This is a genomic window from Streptomyces sp. WM6372 (assembly GCF_001279655.1).
Classification (GTDB): Bacteria; Actinomycetota; Actinomycetes; order Streptomycetales; family Streptomycetaceae; genus Streptomyces.
Genome location: NZ_LGDB01000215.1, coordinates 1 through 17,969, shown reverse-complemented (window position 1 = coordinate 17,969; position 17,969 = coordinate 1). Strand labels below are relative to the sequence as shown.

The 17,969-nt window shown below is 72.0% G+C and carries 18 protein-coding genes; 11 read left to right on the top strand and 7 right to left on the bottom strand.

The window, feature by feature from the left end:
- The first annotated feature begins 110 nt into the window (after positions 1–110).
- Positions 111–1,052 (top strand): ROK family glucokinase, encoded by a 942-nt coding sequence (locus tag ADK52_RS29585; RefSeq protein ID WP_053692921.1) that lies wholly within the window; start codon positions 111–113, stop codon positions 1,050–1,052.
- Positions 1,053–1,111: 59 nt separating this feature from the next.
- Positions 1,112–1,867, top strand: coding sequence for an endonuclease/exonuclease/phosphatase family protein (locus tag ADK52_RS29580; protein ID WP_053692920.1), 756 nt, complete (start codon positions 1,112–1,114; stop codon positions 1,865–1,867).
- A 166-nt stretch (positions 1,868–2,033) separates the two neighbouring features.
- Here ADK52_RS29580 and ADK52_RS29575 read toward each other — a convergent pair whose 3' ends face one another.
- Together ADK52_RS29575 and ADK52_RS29570 are read right to left on the bottom strand one after the other, a co-directional pair.
- Entirely contained in the window at positions 2,034–2,657 is a 624-nt protein-coding gene (locus ADK52_RS29575) for a hypothetical protein (protein ID WP_053692919.1), read from the bottom strand.
- Positions 2,650–3,429 carry an alpha/beta hydrolase gene (locus ADK52_RS29570; RefSeq protein ID WP_053692918.1) on the bottom strand — a complete coding sequence of 260 codons (780 nt, stop codon included), beginning with the start codon at positions 3,427–3,429 and terminating at the stop codon, positions 2,650–2,652. The genes ADK52_RS29575 and ADK52_RS29570 overlap by 8 nt, the downstream gene beginning before the upstream one ends.
- A 145-nt stretch (positions 3,430–3,574) precedes the next feature.
- Here ADK52_RS29570 and ADK52_RS29565 point away from each other — a divergent pair, with 145 nt between their 5' ends.
- From ADK52_RS29565 to ADK52_RS41825, 6 genes are all read left to right on the top strand, one after another.
- Positions 3,575–4,342, top strand: a complete 768-nt coding sequence (locus tag ADK52_RS29565; RefSeq protein WP_078988695.1) for a lysophospholipid acyltransferase family protein — start codon at positions 3,575–3,577, stop codon at positions 4,340–4,342.
- A 35-nt stretch (positions 4,343–4,377) separates the two neighbouring features.
- Complete coding sequence (gene macS / locus ADK52_RS29560) at positions 4,378–5,589, top strand: MacS family sensor histidine kinase (protein WP_053693018.1); 1,212 nt, start codon at positions 4,378–4,380, stop codon at positions 5,587–5,589.
- Positions 5,590–5,639: 50 nt separating this feature from the next.
- Positions 5,640–6,284, top strand: coding sequence for a response regulator (locus tag ADK52_RS29555; RefSeq protein ID WP_051696177.1), 645 nt, complete (start codon positions 5,640–5,642; stop codon positions 6,282–6,284).
- Between the two features lie 177 nt (positions 6,285–6,461).
- The gene (locus ADK52_RS29550) at positions 6,462–7,490 is read left to right on the top strand and encodes a 6-phosphofructokinase (RefSeq protein ID WP_053692915.1); all 1,029 of its coding nucleotides are present in this window, start codon (positions 6,462–6,464) and stop codon (positions 7,488–7,490) included.
- Positions 7,491–7,597: 107 nt separating this feature from the next.
- A complete protein-coding gene (locus ADK52_RS29545; protein WP_053692914.1) occupies positions 7,598–8,596 on the top strand; it encodes a 2-hydroxyacid dehydrogenase in 999 nt (332 codons plus the stop codon).
- A 69-nt stretch (positions 8,597–8,665) separates the two neighbouring features.
- The gene (locus ADK52_RS41825) at positions 8,666–8,950 is read left to right on the top strand and encodes a hypothetical protein (RefSeq protein WP_053692913.1); all 285 of its coding nucleotides are present in this window, start codon (positions 8,666–8,668) and stop codon (positions 8,948–8,950) included.
- Between the two features lie 91 nt (positions 8,951–9,041).
- Here the strand turns inward: ADK52_RS41825 and ADK52_RS29535 are convergent, their stop codons facing one another.
- The gene (locus tag ADK52_RS29535; RefSeq protein WP_053692912.1) at positions 9,042–10,949 is read right to left on the bottom strand and encodes an anthranilate synthase family protein; all 1,908 of its coding nucleotides are present in this window, start codon (positions 10,947–10,949) and stop codon (positions 9,042–9,044) included.
- 296 nt (positions 10,950–11,245) lie between these two features.
- Here ADK52_RS29535 and ADK52_RS29530 point away from each other — a divergent pair, with 296 nt between their 5' ends.
- Together ADK52_RS29530 and ADK52_RS29525 are read left to right on the top strand one after the other, a co-directional pair.
- Positions 11,246–12,595, top strand: a complete 1,350-nt coding sequence (locus tag ADK52_RS29530) for a class II 3-deoxy-7-phosphoheptulonate synthase (RefSeq protein ID WP_053693017.1) — start codon at positions 11,246–11,248, stop codon at positions 12,593–12,595.
- Between the two features lie 173 nt (positions 12,596–12,768).
- Positions 12,769–13,017, top strand: a complete 249-nt coding sequence (locus ADK52_RS29525; protein ID WP_053692911.1) for a (2Fe-2S)-binding protein — start codon at positions 12,769–12,771, stop codon at positions 13,015–13,017.
- Between the two features lie 24 nt (positions 13,018–13,041).
- On the opposite strand, the gene bfr is transcribed toward ADK52_RS29525, so the two are convergent.
- Positions 13,042–13,521 carry a bacterioferritin gene (bfr, locus tag ADK52_RS29520; protein WP_053692910.1) on the bottom strand — a complete coding sequence of 160 codons (480 nt, stop codon included), beginning with the start codon at positions 13,519–13,521 and terminating at the stop codon, positions 13,042–13,044.
- A gap of 201 nt (positions 13,522–13,722) precedes the next feature.
- Between bfr and ADK52_RS29515 the strand changes: the two genes are divergently transcribed.
- Entirely contained in the window at positions 13,723–14,355 is a 633-nt protein-coding gene (locus tag ADK52_RS29515; RefSeq protein WP_053692909.1) for a sulfite oxidase-like oxidoreductase, read from the top strand.
- Between the two features lie 50 nt (positions 14,356–14,405).
- Here the strand turns inward: ADK52_RS29515 and ADK52_RS29510 are convergent, their stop codons facing one another.
- The 3 genes from ADK52_RS29510 to pknB all read right to left on the bottom strand — a co-directional run bounded on the left by ADK52_RS29510 (position 14,406) and on the right by pknB (position 17,826).
- On the bottom strand, positions 14,406–14,930 hold the full coding sequence (locus ADK52_RS29510) for a DUF4396 domain-containing protein (protein WP_053692908.1): 525 nt from the start codon (positions 14,928–14,930) through the stop codon (positions 14,406–14,408).
- Positions 14,931–15,023: 93 nt separating this feature from the next.
- Positions 15,024–15,893, bottom strand: a complete 870-nt coding sequence (locus tag ADK52_RS29505) for a deoxyribonuclease IV (protein ID WP_053692907.1) — start codon at positions 15,891–15,893, stop codon at positions 15,024–15,026.
- A gap of 4 nt (positions 15,894–15,897) precedes the next feature.
- On the bottom strand, positions 15,898–17,826 hold the full coding sequence (pknB, locus tag ADK52_RS29500; protein WP_053692906.1) for a Stk1 family PASTA domain-containing Ser/Thr kinase: 1,929 nt from the start codon (positions 17,824–17,826) through the stop codon (positions 15,898–15,900).
- Between the last annotated feature and the right edge of the window lie 143 nt (positions 17,827–17,969).

Here is a 17,969-nt window from a genome sequence, read left to right as displayed (position 1 = left end):
CCGGGCCCGGGGTCCGGCACCCCGGGCTTTCCGGCCCTGATCCGCCGGATGCCCCCTCGCCCTCGGGTACCGTTGGCCGTGGCGGGGTTTGACCGGAAACCGAGGGACTAATGGGACTCACCATCGGCGTCGACATCGGCGGCACGAAGATCGCGGCCGGCGTGGTCGACGAAGAGGGCACCATCCTTGAGACGTACAAGGTGCCCACCCCGCCGACCGCGGACGGCGTGACGGACGCGATCTGCGCCGCAGTGTCCGAAGTCAGCAGCAACCACACCATCGAGGCCGTCGGCATCGGCGCCGCCGGATACGTGGACGACAAGCGGGCGACCGTGCTCTTCGCGCCGAACATCAACTGGCGCCACGAGCCGCTCAAGGACAAGGTCGAGCAGCGCATCGGCCTGCCGGTCGTCGTCGAGAACGACGCGAACTGCGCGGCCTGGGGCGAGTACCGCTTCGGCGCCGGCCAGGGCCACGACGACGTCATCTGCATCACGCTCGGCACGGGCCTGGGCGGCGGCATCATCATCGGCAACAAGCTGCGCCGCGGACGCTTCGGCGTGGCCGCCGAGTTCGGGCACATCCGGGTGGTCCCGGACGGCCTGCTGTGCGGGTGCGGCAGCCAGGGCTGCTGGGAGCAGTACGCCTCCGGCCGCGCGCTCGTCCGGTACGCGAAGCAGCGCGCCAACGCCACCCCCGAGAACGCGGTGGCCCTGCTCGCGCTCGGCGACGGCACCCCCGAGGGCATCGAGGGCAAGCACATCAGCGAAGCGGCGCGGGCCGGCGACCTGGTCGCCATCGACGCCTTCCGCGAGCTGGCCCGCTGGGCGGGCGCGGGCCTGGCCGACCTGGCCTCGCTCTTCGACCCGTCGGCGTTCATCGTCGGCGGCGGGGTCTCCGACGAGGGCGACCTCGTCCTCGACCCGATCCGCAAGTCCTTCAAGCGCTGGCTGGTCGGCGGCGCCTGGCGCCCGCACGCGCAGGTGCTGGCCGCGCAGCTCGGCGGCAAGGCCGGGCTCGTGGGCGCGGCGGACCTGGCCCGCCAGGGCTGACACCGTCTGTTGCCCGAACTGCCCGCCGCGCCCTCTGGGGCACGGCGGGCAGTCTGGCTATGTTGCCGTCCATGCTGCCGAACTCTGTGACGGAACCCGACGGTTCCGCGGTGATCCGAGCCCTCAGCTACAACATCCGCTCGATGCGGGACGACGAGGAGGCGCTGGCCCGGGTGATCCGCGCCTGCGCCCCGGACCTGGTCTTCATCCAGGAGGCTCCCCGGTTCTTCCGCTGGCGCAAGCACGCGGCGCGGCTGGCCGCCAAGACGGACCTGGTGGTGCTGAGCGGGGGCGCCACGGCCGCGGGCCCGCTGCTCCTGTGCTCGCTACGGGCCTTCGTGGAGCGGACGGAGGACGTCCTGCTCCCGAGGACCCCGGGGCTGCACCGGCGGGGCTTCGCCACGGCGGTGGTCCGCTTCGGGGCCGCGCGGGTCGGGGCCGTCAGCGCGCACCTGTCCCTGGACCGGGCGGAGCGGACCGTGCAGGCAGGACTGCTCGCACAGCGGGCCGCGTCGCTGGAGGCGCCGTACGCGATCGTGGCGGCGGACGTGAACGAGGCCCCTGGCGGGCCGGCCTACGGGCGCCTCACCGAGAGCCTGCGGGATTGCTGGACGGTGTCCCCGTGGGGCGGTGAGCGCACCTTCCCGGCGGCGGCGCCGGACCGGCGGATCGACGCCGTCTTCGCCTCGCCGGGGGTGGAGGTCCTGGCCTGCGGAGTCCCCGAGGGCCTGCCCGGGGTCACCCCCCGGGACCTGCACGTCGCCACGGACCATCTCCCGGTCCTGGCCACCCTCCGCCTCCCCGCCCCGCGCTAGCCTTCGGCGGATCACGGCGGATCACGGCGGATCACGGCGGGGCCCACCGTGGGCCCCGCCCCCAGCCCGTCGGACGGAGTCCGACGCGGCGGCGCGAAGCCGGGGAGGCCCGCCAGGGCCGAGCCGTGCGAGCGGCGCGTCGGGGAGGCAGCGGCGCGTCAGAACATCAGACCACGGCACCGCGGCCCGGATCGTCATCGTCGTCATCGCCCTGCGACATCCGCGCGACGAGCGTCGCGAACCCGCCCAGGAACCCGCCGATCCCCAGCGTCGTGAGCCACCAGGTCATGTCCCACTGCAACAGCACGGCCACGAGCAGCAGCACCGGTCCGCCGACCACCGCCAGCCACGCGAACTTCGCCGTCGTGTCCGCCGGCGGCAGCTCCGGCTCCGGGGGGACGAAGTGCCCCTCGTCCTTCTCGTCCGGCTCCGCCGGCGCGTGGTCCCGGGGTCCGCTCCCGGGCCCCGTACCGCCGACACCGACCCCCGGAGCGAACACCACCGAGCTCCCCAGCACCGTCGGCGCCGGCCCAGGCTCCGCCGGCGATTCCGCGGGGGGCTCCGCCGACGGCTCCGCGGACGGCTCCTCGGAGGGCTCCGCAGACGACGACGCGGCCGCAGGCTCCGGCTCCACGTCCTCCTCCGGCAGCATCAGGTTCTCGATCGGCCGGAACGGCCTCGCCCCCGGCGGGTCCGGCGGCTCCTGGCCGTACCCGGCGACGATCGCCGCCCAGGCCGCCTCCTCGTCCAGCGGGGGGACACCCCCCGGGGACTCCTCGTGCTCAGCCACCGCTGGCCGCCCCCTCCCTGCCGACGCTCTCCGCGAGCCGTCCGACGAACGCAAAACTGTCCGCGAAGATCCGCTCCGCGTCATGGTCCAACGTCGCGACGTGGTAGCTCTGTTCCAGCAGGGTCTCGGTGACGTCCGTCGACGAGATCCGCGCGAGGATCCGCGCCGAGTCGGCCGGGTTCACGACGTGGTCCTGCACGCTGTGCAGCAGCAGCACCGGCTGCGTGACCTGCGGCAACTCGGTGTCGACCAGCCTCAGGAACTGCCGCAGCGAGGCCGCGGCCCGGGTCGGGACCCGGGTGTAGCCGACCTCGGCGACGCCCGGCTTGGCGATGTCGCTCGCGATGCCCGGCGTGGACCGCAGGAAGTGCTGCGCGACCGGAAGGGCGAAGGCCATCGGGTCGTTGATCTTGTTGACCGGGTTGACCAGGACGATGCCGCGCACGGCGTCCCCGTGCCGGGCCGCCAGCCGCAGCGTCAGCGCCCCGCCCATCGACAGCCCGAAGACGAACACCTGCGTGCACCGCTCCAGCAGCTCCCGCAGCGCCCGGTCCACCTCGGCGTACCAGTCCTGCCAGCCGGTGAGCTGCATGTCCTGCCACCGCGTCCCGTGCCCGGGCAGCAGCGGCACGGAAACCGTCAGACCCCGCCCGGCCAGGTACTCCGCCCACGGGCGCATGGACTGAGTGGTACTGGTGAAACCGTGGCAGAGGAGGACACCGACCTCTCCGCCCTCGTGGCGGAACGGCTCGGCTCCAGGGAGGACGGGCACCAGGGTCTCCTTCGACGGGTGGGGGGTGCGTAGCGCTGTGTGACTTCACCGTACGCGACGGGGGTGACACCGACCAGGGTCGTCGCCCCCTCCGCCCCGAGCCAGGGGATATGGTCTGTTCGACAGACACAGGAAGGCTTTCGAGTTGATCTACGGCGCAATGAAGTTCTCCATCGGGGGGTCCCTGAAGCTCGCCTTCAGGCCGTGGGTGGAGGGCCTCGAGAACATTCCCGCCGAGGGGCCGGCGATCCTCGCGAGCAACCACCTGTCCTTCTCGGACTCCTTCTTCCTGCCGGCCGTGCTGGACCGGAAGGTCACCTTCATCGCGAAGGCGGAGTACTTCACCTCCCCGGGCGTCAAGGGCAAGCTGACGGCCGCCTTCTTCAAGGGCGTCGGCCAGCTCCCCGTGGACCGCTCCGGTGCGCGCGGTGCGGGCGAGGCCGCGATCAAGAGCGGCATCGACGTCATCGAGCGCGGGGAGCTGTTCGGTATCTACCCCGAGGGGACCCGTTCACCCGACGGCCGCCTCTACCGCGGCAAGCCCGGCGGACTGGCCCGCGTGGCCCTGGCCACCGGGGCGCCGGTGATCCCCGTCGCGATGATCGACACGGAGAAGATCCAGCCGCCCGGCAAGGTCGTCCCCAAGCTGATGCGCCCCGGCATCCGCATCGGCAAGCCGCTGGACTTCAGCCGCTACCAGGGCATGGACGGCGACCGCTTCATCCTGCGCTCGGTGACCGACGAGGTCATGTACGAGATCATGAAGCTGTCCGGCCAGGAGTACGTCGACATCTACGCGACGGCCGCCAAGCGGCAGATCGCCGACGCGGAGAAGGCCGAGAAGGCCGCCAAGGCCGCCGCGGACAAGAGCGCCGAACAGCACGCCGACAAGAACGACAAGGCCGCGGAGTAGAGCACGGGCGGCATCGCCCGCACGGGGTGGGGGAGATGGCGAAACGCGAGCGCGTCGTGCGCATGTCGGTCGAGCAGCCGCTGTGGCGGGCGCTGACGGCCTACCGGCTGATCACCATGGTCTACGCGGGCCTGCTGTTCGCCTCGGCGTACCGGGACTTCGACCGGCCCTGGGTGGCGGCCGGCTACCTCGCCGTGCTCGCCGCCTGGACCCTGGCGACCCACCGCCGGGTGGCGAACGCGGCCAGCTGCACCAAGCGCTTCCTCGGCGCCGACCTCACCGTCGCGCTCGTCGGCGTCCTGCTCACCCCGCTCGCGGACAGCGACGCGCGGATCGCCGCGGGCGGGCCCACCCTCCCCTCCATCTGGACGGCGGGCTCCGTCCTCGCCTTCGCCATCAAGGGCGGCTGGCGCTGGGCCGGCTTCGCCTCGACCTTCGTGGCCGTGGCCAACATCGTCGTCCACGGCGGCGAGCCCACCCGCGACACCCTGCACAACGTGCTGCTGGTCTGGGTCGCCTCCATCGCCATCGGGTACGTCGTCGAGGTCGCCCGGGCCAGTGAGGCCACGCTGGCCCGCGCCCTGGAGATCGAGGCCGCCACCCGCGAACGCGAGCGGCTCGCCCGCGACATCCACGACGGGGTCCTCCAGGTCCTCGCCATGGTCCAGCGGCGCGGCACCGAACTGGGCGGCGAGGCCGCCGAGCTCGGCCGGATGGCCGGGGAGCAGGAGGTGGCGCTGCGCACCCTGGTCTCCAGCGGGCTGGTGCCCACCTCCCGGATCTGCCGGGACGAGTCGCTCGGCGCGCTGGTCGACGCGTACGAGGTGGAGGAGCCCGGCGCGGACGAGGGGGAGCTGGACCTGCGGAGCCTGCTCGCGCCGCACGCCGGATCCCGGGTCAGCTTCGCCGAGCCGGGTACGCCGGTGCCGCTGCCGGTGCCCGCGGCGAAGGAGCTGGCCGCGGCCGTCGGGGCCGCCCTCGACAACGTGCGCAAGCACGCCGGGGACGGGGCCCGGGCGTGGATCCTGGTCGAGGACTGGGGCGACGAGGTGATCGTGACCGTACGCGACGACGGCCCGGGCATTCCGGCGGGCCGGCTCGACCAGGCCGAGGGCGAGGGCCGGATGGGCGTGGCCCTGTCCATCCGCGGCCGGCTGCGGGACCTCGGCGGCAGCGCCGAGCTGGTGTCCGTCCCCGGGCAGGGCACCGAAGTGGAACTGAAAGTACCGAGGGGGAGGACCCAGTGAGCAAGACCGCCGAGCCGCAGCCACAGCCGCAGCCGCACGAGATCAAGGTGATGGTCGTCGACGACCACCCGATGTGGCGGGACGCGGTCGCCCGCGACCTCGCCGCCGCGGGCTTCGACGTGGTCGCCACGGCCGGCGACGGCCCCGAGGCCGTCCGCCGGGCCGTCCCGGCCGCCCCCCACGTCCTGGTCCTCGACCTCAACCTGCCGGGCATGCCCGGGGTGCAGGTCTGCAAGGAGCTCGTCGGCGCCAACCCCGCGCTGCGCGTCCTGGTCCTGTCCGCGAGCGGTGAGCACGCCGACGTCCTGGAGGCGGTGAAGTCCGGGGCCACCGGCTACCTGCTGAAGTCCGCGGGCGCCCAGGAGCTGATCGACGCCGTGCGCCGCACCGCGGCCGGCGACCCGGTGTTCACCCCGGGCCTGGCCGGGCTGGTGCTCGGCGAGTACCGGCGCCTGGCCACCGACCCCGCGCCCGCCGCCCCCGACGAGCCGAAGGTCCCCCAGCTGACCGACCGGGAGACCGAGGTGCTGCGGCTGGTGGCCAAGGGGCTCTCGTACAAGCAGATCGCGGAGCGCCTCGTCATCTCGCACCGCACGGTGCAGAACCACGTGCAGAACACCCTGGGCAAGCTCCAACTGCACAACCGCGTCGAGCTCGTCCGGTACGCGATAGAGCGCGGCCTCGACGACGCGTAACGGGGGACGTTCACCGTCTCGTGCGTCGTACTCATGTCCTCGTACGAGTGAACGGTGAAACGCAACACCCCGTGATTCCACCGGAATTGACCCTTCCCAGGCCCTTGCTGTGACCTGAGTCACCACTAGCGTGACCGCCATGCGGGCTCGGTGGGCCCTGTGGCGAAGGGAAATTCCATGAAGGTCGGAGTGCTGACGGGCGGCGGCGACTGCCCCGGTCTCAACGCGGTCATCCGGGCCGTCGTCCGCAAGGGCGTCCAGGAGTACGGGTGCGACTTCGTCGGGTTCAAGGACGGCTGGCGCGGCGCGGTCGACGGCGACACCGTCCCGCTCGGCATCCCCGCCGTCCGCGGCATCCTGCCGCGCGGCGGCACCATCCTCGGCTCCTCGCGGACCAACCCGTTCAAGCAGGAGAACGGGGTCCGGCGGATCAAGGAGAACCTCGCCAAGTACGAGGTCGAGGCCCTCGTCGCGATCGGCGGCGAGGACACCCTGGGCGTGGCCGCCAAGCTGTACGGGGAGTTCGGCATCCCGTGCGTCGGCGTCCCGAAGACCATCGACAACGACTTGTCGGCCACCGACTACACCTTCGGCTTCGACACGGCGGTGGGCATCGCCACGGAGGCCATCGACCGGCTGCACACCACGGCCGAGTCGCACATGCGGGTGCTGGTCGTGGAGGTGATGGGCCGGCACGCCGGCTGGATCGCCTTGCACTCGGGGCTGGCGGGCGGCGCCAACGTCATCCTCATCCCGGAGCAGCGCTTCGACCTGGACCAGGTGTGCGCGTGGGTGACCTCCCGGTTCAAGGCGAGCTACGCGCCGATCGTGGTGGTCGCGGAGGGGGCCATGCCCAAGGACGGGGAGATGGTGCTGAAGGACGCCACCACCGACTCGTTCGGGCACGTCCGGCTGTCGGGCGTGGGGGAGTGGCTGGCCAAGGAGATCGAGGCGCGGACGGGCAAGGAGGCCCGGACCACGGTGCTCGGGCACATCCAGCGCGGCGGCACGCCGAGCGCGTTCGACCGGTGGCTGGCGACGCGGTTCGGGCTGCACGCGATCGACGCCGTGCACGAGGGCGACTTCGGGAAGATGGTCGCGCTGAAGGGGACGGACATCGTGCGGGTGCCGATCGCCGACGCGACGGCGAAGCTGAAGACGGTGGACCCGGCGCTGTACACGGAGGTCGGGGTGTTCTTCGGCTGACCCGGAGCGGGTAACCCGGAGCGGGTGAGCGGGCCGTGGGTCGTATCGGACGTAAGGTGACGAAACGACCCATGGTCCGTTGGGTTGTCCACAGCACGGGAGCGAACGTGGAAATCCTGGCATTCGGAGTGCAGGGCGACGAGAGACCGCTGATCGAGAAGGCGTTCGCGGACACCGGACGGCACGAGGTGCGCTGCCTGGACGTCTTCCTCACCGAGGACACCGCCCCCATCGCGGCCGGGTACGAGGTCGTCTCGTCGAGCGTGAACGCGGATCTGGGCGGGCGGGTGCTGCGGACCCTGGCCGGGGGCGGGACGAAGATGATCGCTCAGCGGTCGACGGGCTTCAACAACATCGACCTGGACGTCGCCCGGCAGCTCGGCATGACGGTGAGCCGGGTGTCGTACTACTCCCCGTACTCCGTGGCCGAGTTCGCGTGGACCCTGGCGATGGCCGTGAACCGGCGCATCGTCCGGGCCTCGAACCGGACGCGGGACTTCGACTTCCGGCTGAACGGGCTGATGGGCCGCGACCTGCACGGCCGTACGGTGGGGGTGCTCGGGACCGGCAGGATCGGCGAGGCGTTCACGCGGATCGCGCACGGGTACGGCATGAGCCTGCTGGGCTGGGACGTCGCGCAGAACCCGGCCTGCCTGGAGCTGGGCATGAAGTACGTGGACAAGGAGGAGCTGTTCACGTCGGCGGACCTGGTCAGCCTGCACGTACCGCTGCTGGAGTCGACGCACCACCTCATCGACGCGGCGGCCCTGCGGATGATGAAGGACGACGCGATCCTCGTGAACTCCAGCCGGGGCGGGCTGATCGACACCGATGCGCTGGTGTCGGAGCTGCGGGCGGGGCGGTTCGAGGGGGTGGGACTGGACGTGTACGAGGCGGAGGCCGGGCTCTTCTTCCTGGACAGGTCCCTGGAGGCCGTCGAGGACGACACCCTGGCGCGCCTGATCACGTTCCCGAACGTCGTGGTGACCTCGCACCAGGCGTACTACACGCACGATGCGGTGGGCCAGATCATCGAGGCGACGGTCCGGAACGTGGCGGACTACGTGGCGGGGCGCCGCTCGGAGAACACGCTGTCCCCCGAGTGACGCGGGTTCACCCCGAGTTAAGGCAGCGGCCATGCGCGCGGCGCGGGTGCATGGCCTAGATTCGCCCCTGTGGACATACCTTCCGCGGCCCGCTGGCTCCTGCTGGCCGCCGCCGCTGCACAGTTCGTGTACGCCGTACGGGCCCTGCGGCCCGCGCTCCGATCCGGACCGGGGGAGCGGGTGGACCCTTGGCTGGCCTTCGCGGATCCGGCGGTGGGCGTCCCGGTGACGCTGGCGCTGGCCTTCGGGAACCTCACGGCCTTCCTCGTCGCCATGGCGGTGCTCGGCCCGATCCTGGCCACCCAGCTGGTACGGAGCCTCGCCGCCCGCCGCAAGAAGCCGACCCCGGCCTGACGGCTCCGACCCCGGCCTGACGGCCCCGGCCCCGGCCTGACGGATCCGGCCGCGCGGGGACCGGGGCCGGTCCCCGCGCGGCGGACCCGGGCTACGCCGGGGCGGCGGCGCGCAGGCCCGTCAGCAGCTCGTGCAGCAGCTGCGCGCCGCCCAGGGTGAGGACGGACTCCGGGTGGAACTGGACCCCCGCGAAGGCGGGGGCCCGCAGGGCGTGGACCTCCGCCGTCGCCGGGTCGCGGGAGACCTCCACGCCCCGGTCGGACAAGCGGGCGGCCGCCTCGTCGGGGCAGTGGGCCGTGTACGTGTTGTAGAAGCCCACCACCTCCTCCCTGCCGAAGAAGTCGATCCGCGTCTGCGCCCCCTGTGCCGGCTCCGCCTTGCGGATCAGCGGCAGGCCCAGCTCGGCCGCCAGCAGCTCGTGGCCCAGGCAGACGCCGAGCAGGCCGTGCCGGTGTCCCGCGAGCAGTTCGCCGGCCAGTGCGCGCAGCATCCGCATCTTCGGGTCGGCGGCGTCCGCCGGGTTCCCCGGCCCCGGGCCCATGACGATCGGGCCGGTCCACGACAGGGCCGCCGCCCGCAGCCCGGGATCGTCGTAGCGGCGTACGGTCACCTCCAGCCCCGTCACCCGCAGCACGTGCGCCAGCATCGCCGTGAAGGTGTCCTCGCCGTCCACCACCAGGGCGTGGCCGGTCACGGCCGCCGGCCGCTCCTGCATCCGCAGCCAGAACGGGGCCAGGTCCGCCCGCCGGGCCGCCAGCGCCGCCCGCACCCGGGGGTCCTCCCCGAGCCGTGCCCCCTCGAAGGCCGCTCGCGGCGCCGCCGGGCGGACCCCGAGCGCCGCCAGCACCCCCGCCGCCTTCGCGTGCGTCTCCGCGACCTCGCCCGCCGGATCCGAGTGCCGCACCAGCGTCGCCCCCACCGGCACCCGCAGCGCGCCGTCCGCCGCGATGTCCGCGGTCCGGATCAGGATCGGCGAGTCCAGCGTCTGGGACCCCGAGGCGTCCACGCCGAGCAGGGCCAGCGCGCCCGCGTAGTAGCCGCGCCCGCCCGCCTCGTACCGCTCGATCACCCGGCAGGCGTTCTGTACCGGCGACCCCGTCACCGTCGCCGCGAACATCGTCTCGCGCAGCACCTCCCGTACGTCCAGCGAGGACCGGCCGCGCAGCTCGTACTCGGTGTGCGCGAGGTGCGCCATCTCCTTAAGCCGCGGCCCGACGACGGCCCCGCCCCGGTCGCCGACCGTGCACATCATCTTGAGCTCCTCGTCCACGACCATGGACAGCTCCTCGGTCTCCTTGCGGTCGCCGAGGAAGGCGAGGAGGGACTCGGCGGTCGGGCCGCCGGCCGGATAGCGGTACGTCCCGCTGATCGGGTTCATCACCACCGTGCCGCCGGACATCCGTACGTGTACCTCCGGGCTGGCCCCCACCAGCGTCCGGTCCCCGGTGTGGACGACGTACGTCCAGTACGCGCCCCGCTCGCCCACCAGCAGCCGCCGGAACAGTGCGAGCGCGTCGGCCCGCCCGAAGCCCTCGATGCGGCCCTCGTACGTGCGCCGGATGACGAAGTTCGCCCCCTCGCCGCGGCCGATCTCGTCCCGGATCACGCGCTCGACGGTGGCCGCGTACTCCTCGTCGGGTACGTCGAAGCCGCCGCCCTCGACCCGCACCGGGTGCTCCGGCAGCGCGTCCAGCGCCTGCGCGAGGGGGATCTCGTACGCCTCCTCGGCGGTCAGCACGGCCAGCGGCGTGCCGTCGTCGCGCACGTCGAACCCGCGCTCGCGGATCTGCCGGAACGGGACGAGGGCGAGGGTGGGCAGCTCCCGAACGGGCAGCTCGGCGAGGCGCCCGGCCTCGTGCACCGGGCCGATCAGCACCTCGACGGTGTCGTGGTCGCGGCCGGGGGTCCGCCGGCGCAGCAGGGCGAAGGGCGGGCAGGACCCGTCGTCGAGCAGGCGGCGGAGCGGGTCGGGCGTGCTGCTGGTGCTGCTGGGTCGCATGGGGTGGCGTCCTTCTCCGTGGAGTGGGGTGGAGGAGGAGCGGCCGGGCCCGGAAAACACCGAAGGCCGCCCCTCGGGCGGCCTTCGCGTCGTGCGTGTCAGTGGGTACGCGCGAGAAGTGGGCCGCCGGGAGCGGGCCACCACCAGTTCTGGTTCGAGTGCGCGTACATGCGGCCGACGATAGCCCACCCGCGATCCCGCCCGCGAGCCCCCACGCGTCCGCAGAGACACCCGTCTCACGGAGTGGGCGCCGGGCTGGACGTGGCGCAAGACGCCGTAATGTGTACGAGGTGACCGTGAACGCTGAAACCCAAGCCCCCGCCGCCAAGGCGACCTGGCGAGACCTTCCCGCGGCGCAGCAGCCTTCGTACCCCGATGCCGAGGCACTGCGCGCTGTCGTCGCGGACCTCGAGTCGTATCCTCCGCTCGTTTTCGCGGGTGAGTGCGACCAGCTGCGCGCCCGTCTGGGAGCCGTCGCCAAGGGCGAGGCGTTCCTGCTGCAGGGCGGCGACTGCGCCGAGGCCTTCGACGCCGTGTCCGCCGACCACATCCGCGCCAAGCTGAAGACGCTGCTCCAGATGAGCGCCGTCCTGACGTACGCGGCCTCCGTGCCCGTCGTCAAGGTCGGCCGCATCGCCGGCCAATACTCCAAGCCGCGCTCCAAGGACACCGAGACCCGCGACGGCGTCACCCTGCCGACCTACCGCGGCGACTCCGTCAACGGCTTCGCCTTCACCGAAGAGGCCCGGATCCCGGACCCCGAGCGGCTGAAGCGCATGTACAACGCCTCCGCGTCGACGCTGAACCTGGTGCGCGCCTTCACCACCGGTGGTTACGCCGACCTGCGCCAGGTGCACGCCTGGAACCAGGACTTCGTGAAGTCCTCCCCGTCCGGGCAGCGCTACGAGCAGCTCGCGCGGGAGATCGACAACGCGCTGAACTTCATGAAGGCGTGCGGCACCGACCCGGCCGAGTTCAAGGCCGTGGAGTTCTACGCCTCCCACGAGGCGCTGCTGCTCGACTACGAGGGCGCGCTGACCCGTACGGACTCCCGCACCGGGAAGCTGTACGACACCTCCGGCCACATGGTCTGGATCGGCGAGCGCACCCGCCAGCTCGACCACGCGCACATCGAGTTCTGCTCGCAGATCGCCAACCCGATCGGCATCAAGCTCGGCCCGACCACCACCGTGGACGAGGCGCTGACGTACATCGACCGCCTGGACCCCGACCGCGAGCCGGGCCGGCTGACCTTCGTCGTCCGCATGGGCGCCGACAAGGTCCGCGACAAGCTCCCCGAGCTGGTCGAGAAGGTCACGGCCTCGGGCGCGACCGTCGCCTGGGTCACCGACCCGATGCACGGCAACACCTTCGAGGCGGCCTCCGGCCACAAGACGCGCCGTTTCGACGACGTGCTCGACGAGGTCAAGGGCTTCTTCGAGGTCCACAAGGCCCTGGGCACCCACCCGGGCGGCATCCACGTCGAGCTCACCGGTGACGACGTCACCGAGTGCGTGGGCGGCGGCGACGAGATCTTCGTCGACGACCTGCACCAGCGCTACGAGACGGCCTGCGACCCGCGGCTCAACCGCAGCCAGTCCCTGGACCTGGCCTTCCTCGTCGCCGAGATGTACCGCGACCAGTAAGCGGATCAGTACGTAGGGCGCATGCCCTGTAGATACGTACGACGGTGGGGCACGGATCGATGTGATCCGTGCCCCACCGTCGTTTCCAGGGCTTTTAGGTAAGCCTCACTTTGGGTACGGTTAGGTAAGCCTCACCGAATAGGGGATGGCTGCAGAAACCATTCCTGTGGGAGGTGAACCGCGTGTACGTCTGCTCTTGCTTCGGGATCACCGACAAGCAGGTCAAGGACCACGCGGCCGCCGGCGCCTGCACTCCTCGCCAGATCGCCTCGGTCACCAAGGCCGGCACCGACTGCGGATCCTGCGTGCGCACCATCCAGGGCATCCTGGGCCGCGGGGCCTGCCCGCGCCGGGAGCTGCTGGAGAAGGGCAACGCGACCGCCGTGCTGGCCGCCGACCCGGAGCTCGCGGAAGCCGCGTAAGGCCCGGGGCCCGCGGCCCGGGGCTCAGCTCTCCGGCTGCTCGATCTGCTGCGCGATGTAGAGCGGCTCCCCGATGGCCTCGATGAGCTCCAGCTGGGTGTCGAGGTAGTCGATGTGGTGCTCCTCGTCCGCCAGGATGTCCTCGAAGAGCCGCGCCGAGGTCACGTCGCCCTTGCCGCGCATCACCTCGATCCCGCGCTTGAGGCGGTCGATGGCCTCGACCTCGACCTGCCGGTCCGCCTGGAACATCTCCGTCAGGGTCTGGCCGACCCGTACGTGGAAGAGCCGCTGGTAGTTCGGCAGCCCGTCCAGCATCAGGATGCGCTCGGTGATCTTGTCCGCGTGCTTCATCTCGTCGATGGACTCGGCACGGGTGTAATGCGCGAGCTTCGTCCAACCCTTGTTGTCCTGGATCCGGTAGTGGAGCCAGTACTGGTTGATCGCCGTGAGCTCGCCGGTCAACTGCTCGTTCAGAAACTCGAGGACCTCGGGGTCGCCCTGCATCGCAGAGGCTCCTTCCAGGCAATGTCAGCTGTGTGACGGGGCTGGGGTACCGCCCCAGCCGTGACTGGGGGAGTGCGCGCATCCTTGCACCGCCGCAGGGGGTCGTCCAGTAAGTGCCTCCTTAGTGTGAGTTGGCGTGACTTGCCCGTATAGGGGCATACCTGGTCGTGACCACCCTGCCGCGTCTGTCACCATGGAGACATGGGTCAGCCGGAAAGCCGGGAATCTCCGGGAGCAGAGCAACTGGAGCTTCCTCCGGGGCAGCGGCTGCAGCGCGGCTGGCCGGTCACCCACTACGGCCCGGTCCCCAAGTTCAAGCCGGACCGCTGGGAGTTCCGCGTCTTCGGGGCCACCGCCGACGGTGAGAAGCACTGCTGGAACCACGAGGAGTTCACGGCCCTGCCGTTCGACTCGGTCGTGGCGGACCTGCACTGCGTGACGAAGTTCAGCATGCCGGGCGCCGAGTGGGGTGGGGTCCTCGCCCGCGGCATACTCGACCTGGCGCCGCCGTCGCCGCAGGTCACGCATGTGATGGTGTGGGCCGAGTACGGCTTCAGCTCCAATCTGCGGCTGGCCGACTTCGCCTCCGACCGGACCGTCTTCGCCACCCACGAGGGCGGCGAACTGCTCACCGCCGAACACGGTTTCCCGGTACGGCTCGTGGTGCCGCACCTGTACGCGTGGAAGGGCCCGAAGTGGGTCCGCGGCATCGAGTACATGACCGCCGACCGCCGCGGCTTCTGGGAGGAGCGCGGCTACCACAACATCGGCGACCCCTGGCGGGAGCAGCGCTACTCGTACCAGGAGGAGCCGGGGGACGGCCCCGAGCTCTAGGCCGTGTCCTTTGGATCAGTCCGGGCTCGCCGGGCGCGCCCGCAGGTCGGTCAGTGGTACTGGTGGACGACCGCGTGGCCCTTGCCGCGGCCGATCAGCCACTTGTTGACCGGGGTCGTCACCACGAAGGCGAGTGCGAGCGAGATCGCCAGCGCGATCCAGAACAGCGCCTCCGAGAGGCGCGCGTCCATCGCTCCGGGCCAGAGCGCGATCACGCCGTTGTCGATCAGCTCCATGACGGCGATCGAAAGGGTGTCCGCCGCCAACGCCACCCGGACGGCCGTACGCAGGTCCACGCCCGCGGTGAGGATCCCGCGCAGGGTGAGCGCGTAGCCGAAGAAGAACGCCAGGACGATCGCCAGGATCATCGTCGGAACGTTCCCCCAGCCCAGTGCCGTGCCGATGACCATGCCGAGCACCTCGCCGACGGCGCATCCGGTGAGGCAGTGGAGGGTGGCCCTGGCGGCCATGGCCCAGCTCGCCTTGCGGTGGTCGGCGTGGTGGTCCCGGTCTTCGGGGTGCGCGTGGCGCGCCTGGTGCCCGTGCTGCTCGTCGTGTGCGTGTGCGTGTTCCATCGGAACCCCCTGGGAACGCCGGATAACGGTCCTGCGTACAGCAGAACCGTATACCCCCCAGGGGTATTCCGCGCGGAGGGCGCGGGGGCGCGGTCAGTGAAGCCCGCGCAGTTCCTTCAGCAGGGCCACGTCCGCCGCGTGGCCCTCCTTCCCGCCCGGCGTCTCGGTGATCAGCGGGACGCCCTCCATCGCGGGGTGCGCGAACAGCTCGGCGAAGGCGTCCCGGCCGATGTGGCCCTGCCCGATGTTGGCGTGGCGGTCCTTGTGCGAGCCCACGCCCTCCTTCGAGTCGTTCGCGTGGATCAGCTTCAGCCGCCCCTCGCCCACCGTCTCCACCAGCAGGTCCAGCGTCTGCTTCGTCCCGCCCGGCTCCGCCAGATCGTGCCCGGCGGCGAAGACGTGGCAGGTGTCCAGGCAGATCCCGAGCTTCGGGTGGTGGTCGAGCGCCTCGAAGTACGGACCGAAGTCCCAGGTCCGCGAGCACAGCGAGGAGCCCTGCCCGGCCGTGGACTCCAGCAGCAGGAACGGGTCGTCGTCGTGCGTCAGCTCGTCCAGCAGCGGCAGCATGTGCTCCCTGACCTGCGCGTACGCCGCCTCGCGCGGGCGCCCTCCGGTCGCCGAGCCGGTGTGCACGACGACTCCGAGCGCGCCGATCTCCCGGCCACGGCGCAGCGAGTGCCGCAGCGATTCCACCGACTTCTCGACGGTCGCCTCGGTGTGCGAGCCGAAGTTGATCAGGTACGGGGCGTGGACGTACGCCGGGATCGACTCCTGCGCGCACTGCGTGCGGAACAGCTCGTCCTGCGCCGGGTTCCCCACCGGGGTGGCCCATCCGCGCGGATTGGCGACGAAGACCTGGACGGCCTCGGCACCCATCTCCCGCGCGTACGTCAGCCCCACCGAGGCGAGCCCGCCGGCGACGGGGACGTGCCCGCCCACGGGGTTGCGCGTTGTCTGATCCACAGTGCTACAGCCCCTTGGTCCGCAGGACGATCGTGCTGCCCTCGGGGGCGCTCTGCCCGCCCGGCACCGACTGGGCGTCCACCGTGTTGCTGAAGCCCAGGAACGGCCGCTCCACCTTCACCTTGAAACCGGCCGCCTCCAGCGTCCTGCGGGCCACGTCCGCCTCCTGGCCGATGACGGGCGGCACCGGGATCTGCCGGGGGCCCTTGGACACGGTGAGCGTCACCGTGTCACCGGTCGCGGCCTGGGCGCCGGCGCCGATCGACTGGTTGGCGACCGTACCGGCCGGGAACGGCGAATTGACCTGGTCGGCGGCCGTCTCGACCTTGAGACCGAGGTCCTGGAGGGCGGCCCGCGCCTGGTCCAGGGGGCGTCCGACCACGTTCGTCACCTGCACCGGCCGGCCCTTGCTGACCACGATCGCGACCGCCGTGTCGGGCGAGCGCTTCTGCCCGCCCTGCGGGTCGGTGGAGATCACCGAACCCTGGGCGACGTCCTGGCTGAACGCCTGCGTGACCATGCCGGGCGCCAGACCGCTCTTGGCCAGCTCGGCCTTCGCGTCCTCCAGCGGCTTGCCCTTCAGGTCCGGTACGAAGACGACCTCCGGGCCGCGCGAGACCGTGAGGACCACCGCGCCGTTGCCGCGGATGCGCTTGCCGCTCTCCGGGTCGGAGTTCATCACCGTCCCGCGGTCGAAGCTGTCGCTGAACTTCCGGTCGACCCGCTTCACGCCGAGGCCGGCCGCGGACAGGTCGGACTTGGCCTGCGCCTCCGTCTTCCCGAGCAGGTTGGGGACCTTGGTGAACTGACCCGAGTTGATGTACCAGACCCCGGTGCCGATGCCGAGCGCGAGCAGCACGCCGACGATGACGAGCAGCGTGCCGCGGCGCGGGCGGCGCGAGGCGGGTGCCCGGTTCTGGGACCGGGAGCGGGCCGGCGCGGCCTCCGGGCGGTCCGGTGGCTCCAGCCGGGACGTCTGCTGTACGGGCGGCTGCGCCGCGAGGGACCGCGGGATCACGCTGGTGCGGTCCTCGGTGGCGCTCCGGTCCTCGGCGCGCGCCTGCGGCGGCACCGCGTCCAGCTCGGCGTCGCCGAGCAGCGCGCGGGCGTCGAGCACCAGCCCGAGCAGTCCGGCGGCGTCGGTGGGCCGCAGCTCCGGATCGCGGGCGGTGGCGTACGTGACGAGCTGGTCCAGGATGGCGGGCAGCCCGGGGACGGCGGCCGACGGGGGCGGCACGTCCTCGTGGAGGTGCTGGTAGAGCACCTGGGCGGGGGTGCCGCCGGTGTGCGGCTTGGCGCCGGTGAGCATCTCGTACAGGACGACACCGCAGGCGTAGACGTCCACGCGGGTGTCGGTGACGCCGTTCTCGATCTGCTCGGGGGCGAGGTAGGAGACGGTGCCGAGGACGGCGCCGGTCGTGCTGGTGACGGTGTCGACGCTGCGGACCAGACCGAAGTCCGCGACCTTGACCCGGCCGTCGTCGCCGATCAGGACGTTCTCGGGCTTCATGTCGCGGTGCACGAACCCGGCGCGGTGGGCGGCGCCGAGGGCGGCGAGGACCGGCTCCAGGATGTCGAGGGCCGCGCGGGGCTGGAGCGCGCCGCGCTCGCGCAGCACGTCGCGCAGGGTGCAGCCCGAGACGTACTCCATGGCGAGGTACGTGTACGGCCCGTCGGTGCCCTGGTCGAAGACGGCCACGACGTTGGGGTGCGCGAGGCGGGCGACGGACTTGGCCTCCCGGATGAAGCGGTCGACGAAGCCGGCGTCGGCGGCGAGCGCCGGGTGCATCACCTTGAGGGCCAGCACGCGGTCGAGGCGGGTGTCGACGGCCCGGTAGACCGTCGCCATGCCGCCGGCCGCGATGCGGGCGTCGACGCGGTAGCGGCCGTCGAGTGTCTGCCCGACGAGGGGGTCATCCAGGGTCGTATCCACCCGGCGATTCTACGAGCCGGTGGGTTTGAGCCGTCCAGGGTGTCCCCGCTTGCAGCGCAGCCGTGACATGGACGGGACGTACGGGCCCCACGGCGCGGGCCCGCCACCTCCCCCTCGGCCCCCCCGGGGCGGGTCGCCGGGGG